Annotated in this window: 13 protein-coding genes and 2 pseudogenes; 8 read left to right on the top strand and 7 right to left on the bottom strand. The window is 66.4% G+C overall.

The annotated features are described in order from the left end of the window. Nucleotides 1–5: 5 nt before the first annotated feature. Nucleotides 6–1,892 (top strand): hypothetical protein, encoded by a 1,887-nt coding sequence (locus AC3IR9_RS19470; RefSeq protein WP_489292816.1) that lies wholly within the window; start codon nt 6–8, stop codon nt 1,890–1,892. A gap of 706 nt (nt 1,893–2,598) precedes the next feature. Here the strand turns inward: AC3IR9_RS19470 and AC3IR9_RS19475 are convergent. Both AC3IR9_RS19475 and AC3IR9_RS19480 read right to left on the bottom strand, forming a co-directional pair. Next, the gene (locus AC3IR9_RS19475) at nt 2,599–2,859 is read right to left on the bottom strand and encodes a hypothetical protein (protein ID WP_489292817.1); all 261 of its coding nucleotides are present in this window, start codon (nt 2,857–2,859) and stop codon (nt 2,599–2,601) included. Continuing rightward, complete coding sequence (locus tag AC3IR9_RS19480) at nt 2,856–11,567, bottom strand: glycoside hydrolase family 94 protein (RefSeq protein ID WP_489292818.1); 8,712 nt, start codon at nt 11,565–11,567, stop codon at nt 2,856–2,858. Before AC3IR9_RS19480 ends, AC3IR9_RS19475 begins: the two co-directional genes overlap by 4 nt. A gap of 189 nt (nt 11,568–11,756) precedes the next feature. On the opposite strand from AC3IR9_RS19480, the gene AC3IR9_RS19485 reads away from it, so the two are divergent. Both AC3IR9_RS19485 and AC3IR9_RS19490 read left to right on the top strand, forming a co-directional pair. Continuing rightward, the gene (locus AC3IR9_RS19485) at nt 11,757–12,098 is read left to right on the top strand and encodes a hypothetical protein (protein WP_489292820.1); all 342 of its coding nucleotides are present in this window, start codon (nt 11,757–11,759) and stop codon (nt 12,096–12,098) included. Nucleotides 12,099–12,145: 47 nt separating this feature from the next. Further along, nucleotides 12,146–12,688 carry a hypothetical protein gene (locus tag AC3IR9_RS19490; RefSeq protein ID WP_489292821.1) on the top strand — a complete coding sequence of 181 codons (543 nt, stop codon included), beginning with the start codon at nt 12,146–12,148 and terminating at the stop codon, nt 12,686–12,688. Nucleotides 12,689–12,855: 167 nt separating this feature from the next. Here AC3IR9_RS19490 and AC3IR9_RS19495 read toward each other — a convergent pair. Beyond that, nucleotides 12,856–13,101: pseudogene (locus tag AC3IR9_RS19495) on the bottom strand (IS3 family transposase); the annotation flags it as partial. A gap of 393 nt (nt 13,102–13,494) precedes the next feature. Between AC3IR9_RS19495 and AC3IR9_RS19500 the strand changes: the two are divergent. The 5 genes and pseudogenes from AC3IR9_RS19500 to AC3IR9_RS19520 form a co-directional block, all read left to right on the top strand. Beyond that, nucleotides 13,495–14,763, top strand: a pseudogene (locus AC3IR9_RS19500) (YifB family Mg chelatase-like AAA ATPase); the annotation flags it as partial. A gap of 151 nt (nt 14,764–14,914) precedes the next feature. After that, entirely contained in the window at nt 14,915–15,718 is an 804-nt protein-coding gene (gene dkgB, locus AC3IR9_RS19505) for a 2,5-didehydrogluconate reductase DkgB (RefSeq protein WP_489292822.1), read from the top strand. Nucleotides 15,719–15,731: 13 nt separating this feature from the next. Then, the gene (locus AC3IR9_RS19510) at nt 15,732–16,709 is read left to right on the top strand and encodes a TIGR03571 family LLM class oxidoreductase (protein WP_489292824.1); all 978 of its coding nucleotides are present in this window, start codon (nt 15,732–15,734) and stop codon (nt 16,707–16,709) included. Continuing rightward, nucleotides 16,709–17,653, top strand: coding sequence for a cyclase family protein (locus tag AC3IR9_RS19515; protein ID WP_489292825.1), 945 nt, complete (start codon nt 16,709–16,711; stop codon nt 17,651–17,653). Before AC3IR9_RS19510 ends, AC3IR9_RS19515 begins: the two co-directional genes overlap by 1 nt. Nucleotides 17,654–17,679: 26 nt before the next feature. Continuing rightward, nucleotides 17,680–18,681: an aldo/keto reductase gene (locus AC3IR9_RS19520; protein WP_489292826.1), complete on the top strand. Its 1,002-nt coding sequence runs from the start codon at nt 17,680–17,682 to the stop codon at nt 18,679–18,681. Between the two features lie 77 nt (nt 18,682–18,758). Here AC3IR9_RS19520 and AC3IR9_RS19525 read toward each other — a convergent pair whose 3' ends face one another. Genes AC3IR9_RS19525 through AC3IR9_RS19540 form a run of 4 tightly spaced genes read right to left on the bottom strand, consistent with a single transcriptional unit; the run spans nt 18,759 to nt 22,763 of the window. Continuing rightward, nucleotides 18,759–19,958: a sulfate/molybdate ABC transporter ATP-binding protein gene (locus tag AC3IR9_RS19525; RefSeq protein WP_489292828.1), complete on the bottom strand. Its 1,200-nt coding sequence runs from the start codon at nt 19,956–19,958 to the stop codon at nt 18,759–18,761. Nucleotides 19,959–20,004: 46 nt separating this feature from the next. After that, the gene (gene cysW, locus AC3IR9_RS19530; RefSeq protein ID WP_489292830.1) at nt 20,005–20,871 is read right to left on the bottom strand and encodes a sulfate ABC transporter permease subunit CysW; all 867 of its coding nucleotides are present in this window, start codon (nt 20,869–20,871) and stop codon (nt 20,005–20,007) included. Continuing rightward, nucleotides 20,861–21,718: a sulfate ABC transporter permease subunit CysT gene (gene cysT, locus AC3IR9_RS19535; RefSeq protein ID WP_489292832.1), complete on the bottom strand. Its 858-nt coding sequence runs from the start codon at nt 21,716–21,718 to the stop codon at nt 20,861–20,863. Before cysT ends, cysW begins: the two co-directional genes overlap by 11 nt. A gap of 40 nt (nt 21,719–21,758) precedes the next feature. Then, nucleotides 21,759–22,763, bottom strand: a complete 1,005-nt coding sequence (locus AC3IR9_RS19540) for a sulfate ABC transporter substrate-binding protein (RefSeq protein WP_489292833.1) — start codon at nt 22,761–22,763, stop codon at nt 21,759–21,761. Between the last annotated feature and the right edge of the window lie 20 nt (nt 22,764–22,783).

Genomic DNA, 22,783 nt, shown 5'->3' on the forward strand with positions numbered 1-22,783 from the left:
CGGCGATGTCATTCGATGCCTTGGGGAATGTGGTCAGTCGTTTCGAAGACCAGACCTGGGACTTCTCGGCTGCGGCCGGCAAAAGCTGCCGGCTCTATTTTGAACCCGTGTCTACGGAGCACCCCGGCATCGGCCGGAAGAACCTCCAGACGTTTAAAGAGATCGTCGCGTGGTGGCTCTTTGGCGAGCGACGTGTTATCAAGCCCTCGTCGCTGCACACGTATCACGCCCGCTTCAACCTTCTGGTCCGATTCGCCACACGAAAGGGGATCGATCTGAAGAGGTTCAGTGAGTTACCCGGCGAGGTTCGACAGTTCGCGACACAACTGCCGGGATCGCATGCCGACACGCTGCTGATCGAGCTTCAATCTCTTCTCACCTTCTCCGATCAGATCGGCTTTCTCGTCTTCGACAAGAAGGCGATGAGCCTCTTTTCGCAGAGCTTGCCCGATCATGTGCGACGTCAGACCGCGTACATACCGCCCCGCATATGGGCTTACCAGCTCGCCCGCTTAAACCAATACCTGACTGACTATCTCCACCACAAAGGCAAGCTCACTGCGGCGTACCGACAAGCATGCGAGGTATACTTGGCCAACCAGGCTTTCGCGTTGGCCAGCAGCAATTTGGATAAGACTTTCTTCTCGCCCTTTCTTCGCGGCTGTACCAGATATCCTGGCGCAAAGTACCTCGGTTCAATGGCCGATTTCCTTGCTGACCATGGGCTAATCGAGTTCATGGAGACGTGGCGCGGCCCGAAAGAAGGCCTGAAGCTACCATCATTCGGTTCGATGTTTTCGCTGGCCAGTTTCGCCGCGAGTGCCTTTATTGCGAACTTGACTGGCATGCGCATCGGGGAGGTGTTCTCCCTCCGGCAGAATTGCTTCATCGCCGAAGCCGACGACATCCTGGGAACGATTTACTTTATCAGGGGCAAGACGACCAAAACTATCAATGAAGATGAAGCCTTCTGGATCACCTGTCGGGACGTCCAGAAAGCGCTGGAGGCGCTCGATGTTGTCCACACGATGCGGAACAGCCCGTCGCCGCACCCCTCTGATGGGAAGGAGGACAATCGACTGCTTTTCACTTGGTGTGCCGAGCCTTGGGCGGCGGTCAAGGGCCGGCGGCCCGAGAACGACGACATCCGGGCGCCCATCCATGCCTACGCAAGCTGGCAACTCCAGTTTCCACAGCTGTTTGATCCTGAGGAGCTGAAGATTCGACCGAGCGACTTGGATGACGCGCGTCGCGTTACGCCCTCACTGGACGCCAGGCGCTACTCCGTCGGCGCGCTTTGGCCCTTGGCGTGGCACCAAATCCGCCGTACCACGGCGGTGAACATGTCGGCTTCCGGAATCGTCAGCGATGCCAGCCTCCAGTACCAGTTGAAGCATCTGAGTCGGTCAATGTCCATCTATTACGGCCGGGGCTATTCGTCCAAGGCGATCAGCCGTGACATGCAGGCGGAGTATCTCAAGGAGGCGCTCGAGTCGATGGTGCGGGCCTCCGACGAGCTGTTCGAGGACCGGTTTGTCTCGCCTTACGGGCAGGAGCACAAGTTCCGCACCCTCTCCGGGGCCACCAAGCATCTAAGCGGAAACCGCAAGCAAACGCCGGTCTTCCGCCGCACGCTGCTTGGTGTTTGTGTCAAGGCCGGCTCGTGCCCCTCAGGTGGATACGACGACATCGGGCCCTGCATGGGTGGGGATCGATCGAAGGGTTGTCCAGATGCGATGGTGGATCGCGAGCGCCGACAGGTCTTAGAGCGACTGCTCGACCACAAGCGCTCAGAGTATTCAAACTGCGGGGCCAGTGAAGGGCGACGCAGACAGATTGCCTCACAGGTTCGCAGCCTGGAACTTTCGCTGGAGTTGATCGATGGTGCCTAAGCAATCCGTAGGTATGGCAGCCACTGCTGAGAGTCGCTTTCGAGATGCATTCCATCGTTTACGCGATGGATGCCCTCGGTTGCTTGAGCCAGGTAGCAGGGTCACGCAGAACAATGTTGCCCGCGAGGCGGGTTGCGATCCGAGTGCCCTGAAGAAAGCCCGCTTTCCCACTTTAGTGGCAGAGATCCAGGCGTTCGCATCAAAGCACGAGGATGCTGTTGGAGGGCCGGCGGTTCCAAGTCCCCAGCAAAGTGTGCAAGTGTGTCCGAGGTGCGCCAGCCTCAGAGATCAACTTCTTCAGCTTACACTGCAGCGCGACGCTGCGATGTCAGCGCTGGTTCTGGCCGATGCCCACGTGCTTGAGCTCGCGCAACGATTGCTCCAGCTGGAGGGGACTGCAACAAACGACCCGAACAAGCGACTGCTCCGCTGACGTCGATCCACTGGACGTTGTCCATGCAGTGCGCTGAGCGGGGGTCTGTGCCGGTGCGGTGGGCGCGGAAGGCAATCCGTGTTGGGCGTTTGCGTGCTACGGACGCAAGGTCGAGTAGGCCATTGAGCTGCGTAAAGCAGGATCACGGGTTGTAATCGTCCACGAGCTCGACTTTCACGATGCATTGGTCGATCACGGGAGCTAGACGACATTGGTTCCCGATAGACAAAACGACGGAGCTATTCACCTGGCCACCTCCGATAGTATAGGCCATCACGCTCCTGGCTTCCTCGGCGGCAGACGGTCGTCACGTTCGTGCCAGGGCGGGAGATCCAGCGCGTGGCGTTTGAGCATGGCATGGATGCGCGCGCGCGCCTGGCCCCTCTCCGTGTGCGCACATTGGTCCAGAATCTCTGCAGCCAGCATTTCAAACTGCGGCCAGAACTGCGCCGGATGGCGCACCTGCGCCAACCAGTGGGCCAGCATCTGGGCCAGCGCATCAAGCTGTACCTGTATTTCGGGGCGAACGTTCATCTCGGGGGCGCAGCCAGGTCAAGCGCGACACGGTAATGATGACCGTCGTCGCGGAGCAGCACGGTAAGGTCCGGCTGCAACAGGCCATCCACATGCAGCGTAGACTGACCCCGCGCATTTCGGGTCACCACGAACTCATAGCGGCTGCGGCCGAAGCGGTAGCTCAATTCGAATGACGGCCAGTGATCGGGCAAGCAAGGTGCAAGCGATAGACGATCGCCCTGGCGACGTATGCCGAGCAGGGATTCGACCAGCAGGCGATACATCCAACCGGCCGAACCGGTGTACCACGTCCAGCCGCCTCGCCCGACGTGCGGAGACACGGCGTATACATCGGCTGCCAACACATACGGTTCGACGCGGTAGGTCTGTACCGCCTCCGGATCCTGTGTGTGATTGAGGGGGTTGATCATGCCGGCCAGCTCCCAGGCACGCACCGCATCTCCCTGCTGTGCGAAGGCCATGGCCGCCCACACTGCCGCGTGGGTGTACTGGCCGCCATTCTCGCGCACGCCCGGTACGTAACCACGAATGTAACCGGGGTCCTCGGTAGTCTGGTCGAAGGGCGGATCGAGCAGCTGGATAAGCTTGGCGTCTTTTCGCACCAGGTGCGTGTAGAGCGAATCCAGTGCTTGCCGGGCACGCTCAGGCGCGGCAACGCCTGACAGCACCGACCAGCTCTGGGAAATCGAATCGATGCGGCATTCCTGATTCTGTGACGAGCCCAACGGGGCGCCGTTGTCGAACCAGGCGCGGCGATACCATTCCCCGTCCCAGGCATGGTGTTCCAGGTTCTGACGCAGGCTGTCGGCCTGCTGTTGGCACCACTGCCCACGGGCAACATCACCCCGCGCGTTGGCCAGCACGATGAAGCGGCGAAGCGTGTCATGCAGGAAGAAGCCGAGCCACACACTTTCACCGCGCTGCTGGTCGCCGACGCGGTTCATGCCGTCGTTCCAATCGCCGCTACCCATCAACGGAAGACCGCGCTCGCCGAGCAACCGGCAACCGCGTTCGAGCGCGAGGACGCAGTGCGCATACAGGGTGCCGCGCTGTGCCGAAGGTGTGGGCATGTCGTAATACCCTTCCTCTTCCGGTGTCACCGCGCGCCCCTCGATGAAGCCGACCACTTCGTCCAGCACGCTGGCGTCGCCGGTAACCTCCAGGTAACGGCATGCGCCCTGAGGCAACCAAAGATAATCGTCCGAGCAGCGGGTGCGCACGCCGCGACCCTGCGGAGGGTGCCACCAGTGCATCACATCGCCTTCGGCGAACTGGTGTGCAGCGCATAGCAGCAGGTGTTCGCGGGTCAGGTCCGGGCGAGCGTGTACGAGGGCGAGCGCGTCCTGCAGCTGGTCGCGGAAGCCGAACGCTCCACCTGACTGATAGTATCCACTGCGCGCCAGGTAGCGGCAGCCCAGGGTCTGGTAGACCAGCCAGCCATTGGCCAGTGCATCCAACGCCGGGTCCGGCGTGCGCACCTGCACCGTGGCCAGCACATTGCGCCAGTGGATGCGCACTGCGTCCAGCGCATCGATTGCCTCATGAGTGCCCTGGCGGCTTCGTGCCAACGCGAGCGTTTCCTCGCGGTCGCGCCCCGCGCCAAGGCGGAACGTGGTTTCACTGCGGTCGCCCGGCGCCAGCTCCAGCGGCACCTGGATCGCCGCGCAGGGATCCAGGCCCGCACCCGCTCGTGCATCCAGACGTTCGCGACGTAGCGCCGCCGGTGCGTGCAGACCGCCGTTGCGGCCGATGAACTCCAGGCGATCACAGGTCCAGCCGAAGCCCTCGGCATCGGTGTCGAAGAAGGCCATCCGGCCGCCGAACTCGGTGCTGTAACTGTTGCGCGCCAGCAGCGCCCCGGTCTGCGGGTCGCACTCGGTGACCACGTGCATGCGCGACTTCGTGCGCAGGTCACCCATGACCCATTCAACGTAGCCGATGGCCGACAGCCGCCGTGGCCTGCCCGACAGGTTGTGCAACCGCAGGACCGAGAACTTCAGCGGCGCGGCGACGTTGACGAATACCCACAACTCGCTGGCGATGCCGTCTTCGATATGCTCGTAGACCGTGTAGCCAAATCCATGGCGCGTACGGTACGCCCCGGTGCCCCTGCACGGCAGCGGCATCGGCGACCAGACACGGCCGGTGTCCTCGTCGCGCACGTAGAAGGCCTCGCCGCCCGTGTCGGAGACCGGATCGTTGATCCAGGGCGTCAAGCGGAATTCGTGCGCATTCTCGAACCACGTGTAGCCCGGTGCACTCTCGCTGACGACCGTGCCCAGGCGGGCGTTCGCGATCACGTTGGCCCAAGGCGCGGGCGTCGGGACACCTTCGCGCACCACCACGACGTATTCGCGGCCGTCCTCGCTGAAGCTACCGGTACCGTTGTCGAATCGGCCGGCGCCGCGGTAGGGGACAAAAGGCCACGGGTCGTCCACCTCTTCGTCGTGCTCGGCGCCCGGGGGCATTCCGGGTTCGGGTGCCGGTTCGGCGACGACGGGCAGCCCGGGCGTCGCCTCCATCGACAGTGCCATTTCCTCCTGCACGGCCTGCGGCACCAGGGGCGGGATCCGTCGCGCGGGCAGGGGCTGGCGCCCCACCTGCGCGGCCAGCGTACCGTCCTCGTCGCTGATCACCACCCGTGCCACCGCCTGCAACAGAATGCGGTCCTCGTGGGTCATGTTCTGCACCGGCCGCACGAAAATGCCGCCAGGGCGATCGAGCAGGCCCGTCTCCGAACTGGCGGCCACCATCCCCAGAATCTGGTCCTGTAGTTCCTGCCGATAGCCGGCCTTGCTGTCGTTCCAGATGACCAGGTCGGTGTTGAGTCCCTTCTGGCGCCAATACGCATGCGCCTGCACCAGTTGCCTGACCAGTTCCACGTTCTCCGCATCGGTGACTTTGAGCAGGACGATGGGCAGGTCGCCCGAGATGGCATGGCCCCACAGCCCGGACTGTCCTCGCTGGTTCTGCTGCAGGACGCCATCGCCCGCGCGCAGCAGCGGATTGGTATACAACACGTGGCTGGCCAGGCGCTCGTACAGCGACGCCTCGGCTTGGCTTGCATTGATCTGCCGGCGCACCACTTGGCTGTGTGTCCAGGACAGGTCGAAGACACGGTCGGCCAGGCGGCGATCACGGTATTTATCTACGAGTGCGTCGCAACCGGGGCGGTCGGTACCGATGCCGTACACCATGTCCAGTTGCACGGTCTGCTCGGGCTCCAGCACCACCCGGACGCGGATGGCCACGATCGGGTCGAGCACCGAGCCGTCCGTGCCGGAGAGGTCGGTATCAGTGGTCAACGCCTGCGGCGTCCGCGGCGTGTTGCCACGACCCAGGAAGCGCGCACGGTCGGTTTCGTAGGAGATCGCCACCACCTCCGCGTCATGCACCGCGACCAGATGGAACATCCACGGTGGCACCTCGTCGTGCGAACGTGGCCGCCGCGTGCATAGCACGGCCTGCTTGTCTGCCAGAATCTCGCTCTGCACGAAGAGGTTGCTGAAGGCCGGATGTGCATCGTCGGACGCTGCGGGTGCCAGCACCACTTCGGCATAGGTAGTGATCTCCACTGTGCGCTGGCGACGGCTGCGGTTGGTCAGGCGCAAGCGCCTGAGCTCGATGTCGTCCTCTGCGGAGATGGCGACCTGCAGGTGGCTCTCGCAGCCGCGGCGGGCACCACGGAACTCTGCCTTGGCGTCAGAGAAGATCGCCTCGTAATGGTCCATCGCCACGCAGGTGGGCTGGTACGCGGCAGACCAGAACTCGCCGCTGTCCACGTCGCGCAGGTAGCAGAACGTACCCCAGGCATCGGTGGTGCCGTCTTCGCGCCAGCGGGTGAGCGACAGGTCGCCGTGGCGGCTGTAGCCGCCGCCGGCATGGGTCAGCATGCCGTGGTAGCGTCCGTTGGAGAGCAGCTGCACTTCCGGGCGCGGGCCACCCGGGTCGCGCAGGACGCGCAGGGAGGTCTCGTGCTCGGCCATGGCGGAGTGCTCGCCCAGGGCTTCGACCTCATGGGGATGGAAGACGCCGATGCGCGGGATGCGTTCCTGCAGCAGCAGCAAGGTGGCCTGGAACTCGGTATCGGCAACGAAGCGGCGCTGCATCGGCTGGTCGCGCAACAGGTAATCCAGCGACAGCAGGCCCATGCCTTGGTGGTGGGCCATGAACGAACGCAACAGAACGTGATCCTGCCCCGGCGGCACCCGGGCAGGGGTGTAGTCGATCGCTTCGTACATGCCAAAGCGCCCGGAGAACCCCAATCCTTCCAGCGCTTGGAGATTCTGGCACGCCGCCTCCGGCGCCACCATCAGCGCCATCATGCTGGCGTAAGGCGCGATGACCCGATCCTGGCCGAGGCCGCGCTTGAGACCCAATCCCGGCACGCCGAACGCGCGGTACTGGTAGTTCAGGCGGGCATCGACGGCGTTATAGCCGGACTCGGACACGCCCCACGGCAGGTTCAAAGTACGGCCGTAGACGATCTGCGCCTCGACCGCGTGCCGCGCGGTCTGGTCGAGCAGCGTGTCCGGATAGCTGGGCATCACCAACTGCGGCATGAGGTACTCGAACATCGAGCCACTCCATGACAACAGCGTCGGCGTACCGTTGACCTCGGTGAGCATCCGGCCGAGTGCAAACCAGCTCTCCTGCGCCAACTGGCCCTGGGCGATGGCGACGAAGGCGCACAGCCGCGCCTCGGAAGCCAGCAGATCGTAGAAACTGTTATCGAGGCGGTGGTCGTCGACGTTGTACCCGATCGAGAGCAGGTTGCGGGTACGGTAGAACAGGAACCTGTATTCCATCAGCGAGAACTGCCCGGCGCGGTGCGCCAGGTCCTGCAGTTGCTCGATGCGCGCGCGCGCGTCCGCACCGACGGAACCGGGCAGGGTTGCCAGCTGGCGCAGGCTTGGCACCGGCGCCTCCACGTCTGCGCTGGCATCGACAGGGAGGTCGACGAGTGACGCCTGCGCGGCATGGCATTCGGCAGCGAACAGGGCCGGCCAGTGCAGCTCACCTTCCTCCGCCGATGGCGGTGCCGGCCACTGCACCAGCACGGCATCGGCCAGACCGACCAGCTCCTGCAACCGGGCGAGCAGCTGCGCCGTGCCGCGGGGGCGGTCGGTACGCGTTGACGCCAGGCGCTGGCGCAGGTGGTTGAGCGCCTCGCCCAGTTGTGCGTCACCGGGGCGATGGCGCTGCCGTTCCTCTTCCAGCACGCCGAGCGTATCGGCCAGGCCGTCGAAGGTGTGCGGCGCCAACACCGGCGCGTCCACCAGTGCGAGCAGGCCTTGGCGCAGCGTCAGCAGGTGGCCGGCAAGATTGCCGCTGTCCACGGTGGAGACGTAGCGCGGCGGCAGCGGCGCCAGGGTCTGGGTGTCGTACCAGTTCAGGAAGTGGCCGCGATGGCGCGGCAACTGGTCCAGCGTATCGAAGGTGAGGGCGGTACGTTCAGCGACCGCGCCCTGCTGGAGATAGCCGAAATCCCACGCAGATAGATTGGCCAGCAGGGACAGGCCGATGTTGGTCGGCGAGGTGCGCCGCGCCACCACCAGCGTCGGGTGCTCCTGGATGTTGTCTGGCGGCAACCAATGATCCCGCTCGCGCACCCAGGCCTGGAAGAACGACCAGGTGCGCCGCGCCAGCCGGCCCAGGAACGCCCGCTGGGTCACGGACAGTTCGGCCACGCTCGCCGCCGGCGGCCGGCCCAGCCACGCCATCAACGCGGGCGCGAAGGCCCATGCCAGCAGCAAGGGCAGGGCTAGCGGCAGCGCCTGCGGACGCAGGCTGGCCACGACAGCCGCCAGCGCAACCGCCAGCAACGACGCCGGCGCCATCACCCGCCACTCCGCGCCGCGGTCGCCGCCGAGGCGGCGCTCGACTTCGCTGGAGGGATTCCATTGCAGCAGGTGGCGGCGGGTGACGGCCATGCGCCAGAGCGTGCGCAGCACCGCGCCACTGGCCAACAACGCTTCGTAGGGCAGACAGGCGACCTGGGTGGCCGCGCGCAGCAACGACTGCAGCGTGCCGCGCCCGACCATGATGTAGTGTGCCTCCAGCGGCGTGTCGTCCGGAACGCTCAGCGCATCGCGCAGCATTCCTATCAGCGGCGGCGCGAACCACAGTGCCAGCACCCACGCCGTCCATGCCGCCGGGTTTTCGGCAGACAGCCAGCCCGCCATCAACAAGGCCAAGGCAGCGATCGGCACCAGGCTCCGGCGCAGGTTGTCCAGCAACTTGCCGCGCGACAGCAGGCTGAGCCGGTTGCGTTCCCATCCGGATCTTGGCCGCGGTGTCCACGGCAACAACCAGGGCAACAGTTGCCAGTCGCCGCGGATCCAGCGCGCACGGCGCTTGGCGTCGGCGGCGTAACGTCCGGGATAGTCCTCGTACAGGCGCACGTCGCTGACCAGACCAGCGCGGGCATAGCAGCCTTCCAGCAGGTCGTGGCTGAGGATGCGGTTCTCGGGCAGGCGGCCCTCCAGCGCATGCTCGAAGGCCTCGACGTCATAGATGCCCTTGCCCACGAACGAGCCTTCGTCGAACAGATCCTGGTAGACGTCCGAGACCATGCGCGAGTACGGATCGATGCCGGGCTCGCTACCGAACATCCTGGCAAACCGCGAGGTGCGGCGCGTGCCCAGGCTGGTGCCGACGCTGGGCTGCAGGATGCCGTAGCCCTCAACCACGCGTTGCAGTTTCGGATCAAAGCGCGGGCGGTTGAGCGGGTGCGCCAAGGTGGCGACGAATGCGCGTGCGGCATCTCGCGGAAGTTGCGTGTCCGCATCCAGGGTGATGACGTAGCGGACGCCGACCAGGGCAGCCGCGTCACCGACGATCCGCATGAACGCGGCCACATCGCCTTGACGGAGCAGGGCATTGAGCGCTGCCAGCTTGCCGCGCTTGCGCTCGTGCCCCATCCACACACCTTCGCCTGGATTCCATTGCCGGGGGCGGTGCAGCAGGTAGAAGCGATCGCCGCGCTCGGACGCGTAGCGACTGTTCAATCCCTCGATCCGCTCCACGGCGTGCGCAAGCAGGGTGTCGTCCATCGGCTCGGTGGCTGCCGCGGCGTCGAGAAAATCCGTCAGCAGCACGAAGCGCAGCTGAGGATCGCGGTTGGCCAGGAAGCGGACCTCCAGCGCTTCGGTCAGGACACCGATGCCCTCGATGCTGGACAGCATCGACGGGACCGCGACCACGGTGGAACAGGCGGCAGGGATACCTTCGCTGAAATCGAGCTTGGGAAGCGGCCTGGGGGTGACCAGTACCGTCGCGGTCCAGTTCACCAGGACGATGCCCAGCTCGCTGAACACCAGCAGCCCGAGTAGCGCGGCCAGCCAGATGGGCACCGCGCCCCTGCCCGACGCCAGCAGGCCAGTGATGGCGAGCACCGCCAGCAGGGCGATCGGCAGCAGGTACAACGCGAGCGGCACGCGATGCGCCAGCCACCGTGCCTTGCGGTGGCGCGGCGCTGCCTCGGCCACCGCTTCAACGGTGGCGTTCACGCCTTCGCCGACGAGCCAGTAGCCCACGTGCGTACGCGGCCCATCGAGCGGCGCAGCCGCCCGTGCCAGGTCCAGCGCGATGGTCGCAACGCGTTCTTCCGCGACGCGGCTACCGCGCGCGATCTTCTCTACTACGTGGCGATAGGCGTCGCGGGTGCCGAAATCCATCTGCGGATAGACGGCCATCGGGTCTTCCCGCAGCCGCCGCTCGACCACACTCATGTCTTCGACAAAGGTGCGCCAATCCATGGTGGAGAGAAAGCGCAGGCTGCCGATGCTGTTGCCGATGGAGACCTGATCGGCCGCTTGCTGTTGCCCCTCGGCGGCGACCAGCTCGTCGATGCGCTGCCCAGCCGCTGCCGCCCATTGTTCCAGCCAGGCGATGGGCATGGCCCACGCACCGCCGCGGCCCTGCAGCGAGCGGGTCAGCTCGGCGATGAAGGCGCCGGTCAAGGGCGGCGTGGACCGCGCCATGTCGGCCACCACCAGGACCACATCGGTCGGGGTCTCGGACGCCGCGCGATTGAGGTTGTCAGCCCATTGCGCAGCCAAGCGACGGTCAGTCCCATCGCGCATCACCCGCGCCGCCATCCGCCGCAGATTCTCCAGCAATGCCAGGCGCAGCATGATGGGCACGGCCCACAGCTCGCCCAGGCTCAGGGGCGCGAGCGACTGGTACGAGGCGATGAAACGGCCAAGCGTATCGGCGTCAATGCGGCCATCACCATGCGCGATGGCCTGCATCGACAGCTCATACACGCGCGGCAACCCGGCCGATGGGCCGGCGGCCAGCGACGGCAACTGCCGGCTGTAGCCGCGCGGCAGGTGGCGTCGCGCGGTCTGGATCTGTTCTTCAATCAGGTAGTAGTTGTCGAGCAGCCATTCCCCAGCCGGCGTTACCGGCCGCTGTTCGCGCACCACGCTGCTGAGCAGCGTGTTGGCGTCTTCCAGGACACGCTCGTTCGCTTGCAGGCGATCAAGCAGGCGCTCCGCGCTGGGCCGCGTCCGTACGCGATGCTGGCGCGCAAGCGCGCGGCCGTACACCTCCATCTGTTCAACGCTGTACAGCGCGGCACGCAGTGGGACCTCGGTGGCTTCGATGGTCGGGACCGAGGCTTGCCGCTCACGCCAGCGCCAACGCACGAGACGACGCAGGCGCAGCCAACGGCCAAAAAGACGACGAAGATGGGGCATAGGTTACCGAGGAGGCAGATCGCGTCCTGCATAGTTGCATTGGAGGTGCCGTGGTAGCTGTGAAGGCCGGGCTCGGTTGGTGCCGCCGGCGATCAATAGCCCAAACGAACTACCTTGATTTCGGTGAGTTCCGCGACGCCGACCCCGTTCACTATGGGCTGGCCGGATAGCAACGATAGGATTTTCGTGGTGCAACTGACCCGCTCGAGCTATCAGGTATACCTTAGCCAGACGGTATGGGATTGGATCAATCCGCGAACCTGCCGGCCGGCATGGCGGCCAACCATCGGCGAGGCCCTGGGCGTGGCACAGACGCTGGACAGGGCAGGGGCCGCCGCACTGGCGGCGGCAGGGCGGCAGGCGTTCAGTGCCTCCCACAGCCTCGTGCTTTTGTCTGCCGCGGGGTTGCTCGGTGTTCTGAGCGCGGTCGTGTTCTTCATGCTGAAACAGCGCCGTTCGGACGCTGGCACGGCGTCAACCGGCACCGCCGAAGCGGATCATCGTGAAGGTGCAGACGATGCGGCCCACTAGAATCAGCGCGAAGGTCTGCAGCGCGCCCGCCTGGCCAGGGATGACACATGTTCACTGCGTATTACGTACTGCTTGCCCTGCTCGTCATCGAGCTGATCCTCCAGGTGACCTGGCTGCCGCTGTACTACCGTTCGGGCATCCCACTGTTCAGCGTGCGCATTCCGGCACCGGCGGCCGCGCGCGCGCGGCTGGTGGCAGCTGGCCTCGAACATGACGTGGCCGAAGAGGGCGCGCTGGTGCTGGCCTTCCGCCAGCTTCCCGATGGCAACATCGCGTTCCGCGAGAGCTACGGACTTACCCTGCGCCGCTACTACCCAGCGATGCATGGCCTGATCGTGATCGATGCCGACCAACGTGAAGTCCGTGTCATGGGCTTGGCCAACTGGTTCACCTGGGGCCTCCTACTGCTGATGGGCGCCATGATCGCGGTGAGGCCGGCAACGGCAGTGATGCTCCTGATTCTGCCCATTCTGTTCCTGGGCTATTGGCTGCAGCGACGCCGGTACCAGAACGTGGTCGATGCGGTCCGCGAGCAGTTGGCATACGACCGCTCGCTGCTGCTCGAGCTGTCCCGATTGAAGCGGCCGTAGTCGGTCACGCCCCTGCCGGGTAAAGCCCTGGCAGGGGCGGGGTGACATTCAGTGCGCGCCAGCGCCACCCAGCCCTTTCTGCCGCAGTTTCAGATGGATCATGCACTTGCTTTGCGCTGATGCCGGTGCCGGTGCCGGTGCGCCAGCGTAACGATCTGGTCCGGGCTGGTCGGGCCGAGGCTCATAGCGCAACGCGCTCGCACTCATTCGCGCGACCGTCAGCGCTCGCCGCTCGCTCAACCCCTTCTCGACCATGCTCCGCGCCAGCAGCCTGCGCCCCGGTGCGGTCATTACTTTTTTCGCAACGCGTCCTTGATGACGTCGTTCTCGAGAACCTGCTCTGCCAGTAGTTTCTTCAGGCGTGTGCTCTTCGCCTCCAGGTCCTTGAGCCGCTTGGCGTCGGGCACGCTCAGCCGATTGCGTCCATGGCCGGGTGGTCCAGTGCCAGAACCGCCATCCCCTCGGCCACATCGGCGGTGCCGAAGCCGCCCCGCTTGCTGCCCTTGTCGTCGTAAAGCACCAGGCCGGCAACGTTGAAGGGCCGGCGGTATTGGATCCCGTCGATGATCGGGACCGTCAGCCAGCTTGCAAGCGATCAGAGGCAGCTCGGCGTCGAAACCGCTTGAGTCGGGTCCACTCCTGAACTAGCTTGCCTTTCGTACCCAAATCAAACGGCCTCCGATAGTGCCGGTGCGGATTGACATGTCCATGAGATCGATTGCTGGCCATGGACACTCCAGTGGTGACTGTGCCGCCTGTTTGTTGCCTTCTTTCGAATGTCCATACCAATGATGTTGCAGGTAGACGGACGCTTCGACCTGGCCATCGCGCTGGGCATCCTGGCCGCCAGCGGGCAGATCGACCCGCAGGTACTGTCGCGCTATGAATTCCTGGGGGAGCTGGCGCTCACCGGGGAACTGCGCGGCGTGAACGGCGTGTTGCCCGCCGCGCTGGCCGCGGCCCGGCTTGAGCGCACCCTCATCGTGCCGCCGGAAAACGGCGCCGAAGCCGGCCTGGCCCGGCATGCCGATGTACGCGTGGCGCGGACGTTGCTGGAGGTGTGCGCCGGGTTCGCCGAGCGCACCCTGCCCCGGGCCATGCCCGCTGACGTGGTGCACCTGCCGATGCCCGACCTGCGCGACATCCGCGGCCAGCCACAGGCACGGCGCGCGTTGGAAGTCGCCGCCGCCGGAGGCCACCATCTGCTGTTGATCGGTACCCCGGGATGTGGAAAGACCCTGCTGGCATCGCGGCTGCCCGGCATCCTGCCCGACGCCAGCGACACCGAAGCCCTGGAGACCGCCACGGTGGCGTCCTGCAGCGGCAGTGGTATCGACACGGCACGCTGGCGGCAGCGGCCTTACCGGTCACCGCACCACACCGCCAGCGCGGTGTCGCTGGTGGGCGGCGGCGCGCTTCCACGTCCGGGCGAGATCTCCCTCGCGCACAACGGGGTGCTGTTCCTGGACGAACTGCCCGAGTGGAGCCGGCACGCACTGGAAGTGCTGCGCGAGCCGCTGGAATCGGGCCACGTGGTGGTATCGCGCGCCTCGCGTAGCGATGCGTTTCCAGCACGGTTCCAGCTGGTCGCCGCGATGAACCCCTGCCCCTGCGGCTGGGCCGGTGACCGAAGCGGGCGCTGTCGTTGCGCGGCCGACAGCATCCAGCGTTATCGCGGACGCGTCTCCGGCCCGTTACTGGACCGGATCGACCTGCATGTGGAGGTGCCGCGACTGGAACCCCATGCGCTGCGCGATGACGCGCCGCAGGGCGAAGACAGTGCCGTGGTGCGGGCGCGGGTGGTGACCGCCAGGGCGATGCAGCTCACGCGCAGCGGCAAGCCCAACGCACAGTTGGTGCCCGCCGAACTGGGCCGGCACTGTCGCTTGTCCGGGGATGACCAGCAGTTGCTGGAAGACGCGGTGGAGCGGCTGCAGCTGTCGGCGCGGTCGATGCACCGGATCCTGCGCGTGGCGCGCACCATTGCCGATCTGCACGGGGCAGCGGACATCGCGACCGCGCATCTGGCCGAGGCGATCGGCTATCGGCAATTGGACCGGGGTGGAAGTGCCTGAGGCGATGCCGCCCGGCCCGCACCGGCATTGTTGATCCCCACGCAAAAGAACTTTCCCCGCAGGCAACTTACTCCGCAACCCTCCAGGCAACAGACTACCGGCCAGCCGCTAGACCGGCGTCCGCTACGTCCCCCCCGACTGGAGTCATTCCTTGAGCATTCCTTCTTTTGGCGTCGGCACCTTCCGGCTGACCGGCCAGACCGTCATCGATTCGGTCCGCAACGCACTGGCATTGGGTTACCGCGCCATCGATACCGCGCAGATCTACGGCAACGAGGCCGAGGTCGGCCAGGCCATCGCCGACAGCGGCGTGCCGCGCGAGTCGCTGTTCATCACCACCAAGATCTGGGTGGACAACCACGCCGCAGACACGCTGTTGCCCAGCCTGCGCGAGAGCCTGGCCAAGCTGCGCACCGACTACGTCGACCTCACCCTGATCCATTGGCCGGCCCCGGACGGCGCCGTTGAACTGGCCGAGTACATGACTGCCCTGGCAGAGGCCAAGCAGCTCGGCCTTACCCGGGAAATCGGCGTCTCCAACTTCAACATCGCCCTGACCCGGCAAGCCATCGCGGTGGTGGGCCAAGGTGAAATCGCCACCAACCAGATCGAGCTCAGCCCATACCTGCAGGGCCACGCGCTCACTGACTTCCTCACTGCCGAAGGCATCGCGGTCACCTCGTACATGACCCTGGCCTACGGCAAGGTGCTGCAGGACCCGGTGCTGGTGCGCATTGCCGGCAAGCACCAGGCCACGGTGGCGCAGGTGGCGTTGGCCTGGGCGCTGCAGCTGGGCTACGCGGTGATTCCTTCCTCGACCAAGCCGGAGAACCTGGCCAGCAACCTGCTCGCCCGCGACCTGCAGCTGGACGCGGATGACATGGCGCTGATCGCCACGCTGGAACGCAACGGCCGCGAAGTGAATCCGCCCGGCCTGGCCCCGGTGTGGGATTGAGCGGCGCGCGGCCATGACCCCTGCGCTCGCCCGCCTCACCGCCGGTGGCTTCAGCATCGGCGTGGAGGCCCCCCTCGACAACGACTGGACACCCGGCGGTGAACTGGCGCGGCGCAACAGTGGTCGCCTGCCCGGCGAGCCGGACATGCAGCGCCATGCGGCACTGGCGCAGCTGGTCGACCGGCTCGGTTTCCGTGCGTTATGGGTACGCGACGTACCCGTGTACGACCCGTCCTTCAGCGATGCCGCGCAGGTGTTGGAGGTGTTCACCTACCTGGGCTACCTGGCCGGCATCACCCACGACATCCTGCTTGGTACGGCAGCGGTGGTGCTGCCGCTGCGCGAGCCGCTGCTCACGCTCAAGGCTGCTGCCAGCGTGCAGCAGCTCAGCGGCAACCGCCTGCTGCTGGGCGTGGCCAGTGGCGACCGGCCGGTGGAGTACCCGTTGTTCGGCCGCGATTTCGCCAACCGCGGTGCCCGCTTCCGCGAGCAGGTGGCCCTGCTGCGTGACCACGCCCGTACCCGCCTTCCCGAAGCACTCGACCTGCTGCCCCGGCCGTCCACCCCACTGCCCCTGCTGGTGGCCGGGCTGGCGCAGCAGACCCCGGCCTGGATCGGCCAGCACATGGATGCCAGCCTCGCCTTCCCGGGCACCCCGGAGGAACACGCACACCGTGTGGCCGCGTGGCGCGCGGTGGCCGGCGACAAACCCTATGCCAGTTTCATCCACCTGGCGTTGGATGCGCATCCGGATGCACCGATGAAACGCTGGCGCTTCGGCTTCAGTGGCGGCCGCAATGCGCTCATCCATGAGCTGCAGGCAATGCGCGCGGCCGGCGTGAACCACATCGGCCTGCACGTGCGCCGCAACCCGCGCCCGCTGGACGACACCTTCCACGAGATCGCCGACTACGTGCTGCCGCACTTCCACCCGGCACCGGCCCGCACCGACGTGCCCGCCCCCTCCCCACCTTCCTGCACAGAGGCATGATGAAACGTCTGACTTCCCTCGCCCTCGCCGCCAGCCTGCCTCTGGCCCTGTTCGCCGCTGCCGCTGGCGCAGCCGACTGGTACCCCTCCGCCTACGGTGCCGATGATGAGATCGGCGCGGCCAACCTGCTCACCGCCGAGGGGGTCAGGCAGGCGGTCAGCCTGGTCAAGACCGGCAAAACCTACCCGCTGGCAGTGCCCGTGGACAAGCACCTGCCGGCCTTCCGCCACCGCAGTTTCCACCTGTACAACGTGCAGGTCGGCCAGCAGGCGGGCAAATCGCTGGGCCCCAACAAGTTCACCTTCAACGATGAGCTGGTCAACGGCTGGACCGGCGTGGGCACCCAGCTCAACGGCATCGGCCACATCGGCATCGACAACGTGTACTACAACGGCAACCGTGCCGCCGACTTCGTCACTGTCGACGGCGTCAACAAACTGGGCGTGGAGAAAGTGCCACCGATCGTCACCCGTGGCGTCGTGCTCGACATGACCGCGCACTACGGCAAGGCCATCGTGCCCGGCGGCACCGAGTTCAGCGTGGCCGACATCCAGGCCGTGCTGAAGCGCCAGCAGCTCACCCTGCGCAAGGGCGATGTGGTGCTGTTCAACACCGGCTGGCTGGAACTGATCGGCAAGGACAACGCGCAGTTCCTGGAGATCGAACCGGGCATCGGCATGGACGCGGCCAGGTGGTTGGCCGACCAGGGCATCGTCGCTTTCGGTGGCGACACCTGGGCCTCGGAGGTGTATCCCAACCCGCACGGCGCCGACGAATTCCCGGTCAACCAGTACATGCTGGCCAAGCGCGGCATCTACAACCTGGAACTGATCGACAGCCGTGCACTGGTGCGCGACCAGGCCTGGGAATTCCTGTTCGTGCTCGGCCAGCCGCTGTACACCGGATCCACCCAGGTCAACATCAATCCGGTCGCGATCCGCTGAGCGCGCAAGACAGCAAGGAGAACACAATGCGCATTTCCGTCCCCACCCGCATGGGCTTCGGCACCGCCCCCCTGGGCAACATGTACCGCAACATCCCCCAGCAGGAGGCGCTGGCCACCGTCGAAGCGGCCTGGCAGCAGGGCATCCGTTACTTCGACGCCGCCCCCATGTACGGCGCCGGGCTGGCCGAACTGCGCCTGGGCGAGGCGCTGCAGCACCATCCACGCGACGCCTACGTGCTCAGCACCAAGGTGGGTCGACTGATCCTGGACGAGGTGGAAGACACCGCCACCCGCGACCTCGGCGAGAAGGGAGGGCTGTTCGAGCATGGCCTGCCCAACAGGATCGTCTACGACTACAGCGCCGAGGGCACCCTGCGCGCCATTGAGGCCAGCCTCAAGCGACTGAAGACCGACCGCCTGGACATCGTGTGGATTCATGACCCGGCCAAGGACTTCCACGGCGAGGCCTGGCGCGAGGTGTTCGACACCGCGATGAACGGTGCCGCCAAGGCGCTCACCCGCCTGCGCGAGGAAGGGGTGATCAAGGGCTGGGGCCTGGGCGTGAACCGGGTGGAGCCGTGCGAGATGGCCTTGAACCAGTCCGACCCGGATGGCTTCCTGATCGCAGGCCGCTACACGTTGCTGGACCACGCCGATGCGCTGCGGGCCTTGATGCCGGCCAGCATCGCGCGTGGCCTCGGCATCGTGGTGGGCGGGCCGTACAACTCCGGCATCCTGGCCGGTGGCACGCACTACGAATACCAGCAGGCCACGCCGGAGATCCTGGCCCGCGTCGCTGCATTGCGCACGCTGTGTGCCACGTTCGGCGTGGATATCCGCGCCGCCGCACTGCAGTTTGCGCTGGCGCATCCGGCGGTGGCCGCCGTGATCCCCGGTGCCAGCCAGCCTGGTCGCATCGCCGAGAACCTGGCGTTGGCCGCGGCGGTGATTCCACCAGCGTTCTGGCAGGCGCTGCGGGCGCAGGGGCTGGTAGCCGTCGAAGCGCCGTTGCCGGGGCTGGCGTAACGACGCAGGGCCGCCTGATTGCTGACCGTGGCTGATGCCAGCCGCCGATGGTTCCCGCGCAGCCCAGAAGGGCATGCTCAGGTCGCGTCGGCATAGATCCGGTAGCGCAGCAGCCGCAGCCCAACCACGTCGCCCAGCACGGGCAGCGGCAGGGCCGGTGTGGCGGCCAGCTCAACGTCCACGGTGCCGGCCTGCCCCGGCAGTGCCAGTGCGATGGTGGCGCGGTCGGCCAGGGTGCGGGTCGCCAGCACGCGCGCCTGCAACCCGTCGTCGGCCGTGGTCAGCGCGATGTCGTGCGGCCGCACATGCAAGGTTGCGCGGCCGTGCCCGATGCTGTGGCAGGCCAGCGGCGCGGTTTGCCCGTCGATGAGAAAGCGGCTGCCGTCGCGCGTACCGGCGAGCGTGTTGGCACGGCCGATGAAGCCGAACACCGCGCGTGATGCCGGGGCGTTGTAGATCTCCTCCGGCGAGCCGACCTGGTCGATGCCGCCTTCGCGCATCACCACGATGCGGTCGGCCAGTTCCAGCGCCTCGTCCTGGTCATGGGTGACGAACAACGTGGTCTGCCCGGTCTGTTCGTGCAGCCGCCGCAGCCAGCGACGCAGCTCGACGCGCACTTTCGCGTCGAGCGCGCCGAAGGGCTCGTCCAGCAGCAACACGGTGGGTTCGATGGCCAGGGCACGCGCCAATGCCACGCGTTGTTTCTGCCCACCGGACAGCTGCTCGGGGTAGCGCCCGCCCAGGCCGGGCAGCTGGATCAGCGCCAGCAGCTCGTCGACGCGGCGCAGGATGCTCGCGTTGTCCGGGCGCCGGTGGCGGGGGCGGCTGCGCAGGCCGAAGGCGATGTTCTCGGCCACGGTCATGTGGCGGAACAGCGCGTAGTGCTGGAACACGAAACCCACGTTGCGCTCGCGCAGGCTCAGCCGCGTCGCATCGGTATCGCCGAACAGGACGCGGCCATTGTCGGCCGGCAGCAGCCCGGCGATGACCCGCAGCAGCGTGGTTTTGCCGGAACCAGACGGCCCCAGCAAGGCAACCAGCTCGCCCGCCTCGATCTGCAGGTCGATGCCATCGAGCGCGGGTTGCCCTGCATAGCGCTTGGACACCCCTTCGATACGCAGGTCGGTGCCCTGTGCGTGCGAGCGCCGGCCGGCAATTGCCTGCGTCTGCAGCTCGCGCGGCGCGATGCTGCGATGGCCGGGTGCGGCGGCGTCGTGCTCGATCTCGGGGCAACTGCCGATGCGCGCGAACGACGCGGCGACCTTGTGCGGGCTCATAGCGGAATCCTGGAAAGAGGGTGATGGATCAGGCACGTCGGCGTCATCACTGGCGCCGGTGCGCGGCGGCCAATGCATCGCCGTGGCGCGCTTCCAGCCAGTACTTGGCCACCAACGTGATCAGCGCCAGCGCCGCCAGCAATGAGGCCACCGCGAACGCCGCCGTGGCCTGGAACTCGTTGTAGAGGATCTCGATATGCAGCGGCAGCGTATTGGTCAGGCCACGGATGTGGCCGGACACCACCGAGACCGCACCGAACTCACCCATCGCGCGCGCGCCGCACAGCAGCACGCCGTACAACAGCCCCCACTTGATGTTCGGCAGTGTCACCCGGAAGAACATCGTCCATGCGCCGGCCCCCAGCGAACGCGCCGCCACTTCTTCCTCGGTGCCCTGCTGCTCCATCAGCGGCACCAGCTCGCGCACCACGAACGGGAAGGTGATGAACAGCGTGGCCAGCACGATGCCGGGCCGCGCGAACAGGATGCGGATATCCCAATGCGCCAGCGCTGTCGCAAACCAGCCGTTGGCGCCGAACAGCAGTACCAGGCACAGACCGGCCACGACCGGCGATACCGCAAATGGCAGGTCGATCAACGCCATCAGCGCCCGTTTGCCCGGGAAATGAAACCGGGTGATCGCCCAGGCGGTGGCCAGCCCGAACACGGCATTGACCGGGATCACGATGGCGGCGGTGAACAGGGTCAACTGCAGTGCCGAGACCGCGTCCGGGTCGGTCAGCGCGGCAAACCAGCTGCCCGCGCCCTTGGCGAACCCGGCGGCCAGCACCATCACCAAGGGCAGGATCACCAACAGCGCCATGACCAGCGCGGCCAGCCCGATCAGGCTCCAGCGTACCCAGGCCGGTTCGTCCAGCGGATGCTGGTGGGCTACCTGTGGCTCAGTGTGCATGCGGCCGCCGCCTTGCATGTGCGAACAGCAGTGGAATCGCATTGATGACCAGCAGGCACAGGAACGAGGCCACCAGCAGCACTGCGGCAATGGCGATGGCGCCGTTGTAGTCGTACTCCTCCAGCCGGATCACGATCAGCAGCGGGGCGATTTCGGTCTGGAACGGCCGGTTGCCGGCGATGAAGATCACCGACCCGTACTCCCCCAACCCGCGCGCGAACGCCAGCGAGAACCCGGTGAGCAGTGCCGGCATCAGTTCGGGCAACAGCACCCGGCGCAGCGTGGTCAGCCGCGAGGCACCCAGCGAGGCGGCCGCTTCTTCCTGCTCGCGCCCCAGCGTCTGCAGGATCGGCTGCACCGTGCGCACCGCGAACGGCAGGCCGATGAAGACCAGCGCGATGACGATGCCGGTGGTGGTATAGGCCAGCTGGAGCCCCAGCGGGGCCAGCCAGCGGCCGACCCAGCCGTTGGGCGCATAGATCGCGGTCAGCGCGATGCCCGCTACTGCGGTTGGCAGCGCGAACGGCAGGTCAACGAGCGCATCGAGCAGGCGCCGGCCCGGAAACCGGTAGCGCACCAGTACCCAGGCCAGCAGCGCGCCAGCCAGCAGGGCCAACACGGCCGCGACCAGCGCGGTGATGAAGCTGACCTTCAGCGCGGCGTGCATGCGCGGGTCCTGCAGCGCGCGCAGCCAACCGCTGCTGCCCAGGCCGGCGGCATGCACGGCCAGTGCGGTCAGGGGCAGCAGCACGACCAGGCTCAGCCAGGTCATGCCCAGCCCCAGGCCCAGCCCGAACCCTGGAAGCGGCTGCCGCCAGCGCCGGCCGGGCAAGGCGATGGCGCTCATGCCCGGGACCGCAGGCGTAGCGTCGGGGCGAAGAAAGGCCTCATTTCGGCTGGTAGATCCGGTCGAAGAAGCCGCCGTCGGCAAAGTGCGTGGCATGCGCCTTGGCCCAGCCGCCGAAGGCCTCGTCGATGGTCACCTGCGCAATCGGGTGGAACCGTGCCAGCGACGCGGCAGGCACACTGCCCGGCACGACCGGACGGTAGTAATGCGCTGCGGCCAACCGCTGCCCGGTGGGCGAGTACAGGTAGCGCAGATAGGCCTCGGCCAGCGCCTGGTTGCCGTGGCGGGTGGCGTTGCGGTCGACCACCGCAACCGGCGGTTCGGCCTTGATGCTCAGGCTCGGATAGACGATCTCGAAGTTGCGGCTGATCGCCGGGTCGGCCAGGGTCAGCAATGCCTCGCTCTCCCAGGCCAGCAGCACATCACCAATGCCACGCTCGACAAAGGTGGTGGTGGAGCCGCGTGCGCCGGTATCGAGCACCGGCACATTGCGGAACACCTTGCCGAGGTAGTCCAGCACCTTGTCGCCATCGCGATAGGTGCGCGAGGCCCAGGCCCAGGCCGCCAGGTAGTTCCAGCGTGCGCCGCCGGAGGTCTTCGGATTCGGGGTGATCACGCCGATGCCCGGCTTTGCCAGGTCGCCCCAGTCGGCGATGCGCTTGGGGTTGCCCTTGCGCACCAGGAACACGATGGTCGAGGTGAACGGCACGCTGTTGTGCGGCAGACGCGTCTGCCAGTTGGCCGGCAGCAGTTGGCCGTTGCGGGCGATGGCGTCGATATCGCCCGACAGTGCCAGGGTCACCACGTCGGCTTCCAGGCCGTCGATCACCGAGCGTGCCTGTTTTCCGGATCCGCCGTGCGATTGGCGGATTTTGAGGGTATCGCCTGCCTCGCCGCGCCATTGCGCAACGAAGGCGGCATTGAACTCGGTGTAGAACTCACGGGTGGGGTCGAAGGAAACATTGAGCAGCTCGACCTCCTTGGCACTTGCCGCCGAAGACACCAGGGCGAGCGCCAGCAGCGCGGTCTTGAGGAGAAGCTTCATCGTGGGCGGTCCGGGCAAGG

It is taken from the genome of Stenotrophomonas sp. GL_101 (assembly GCF_057835675.1).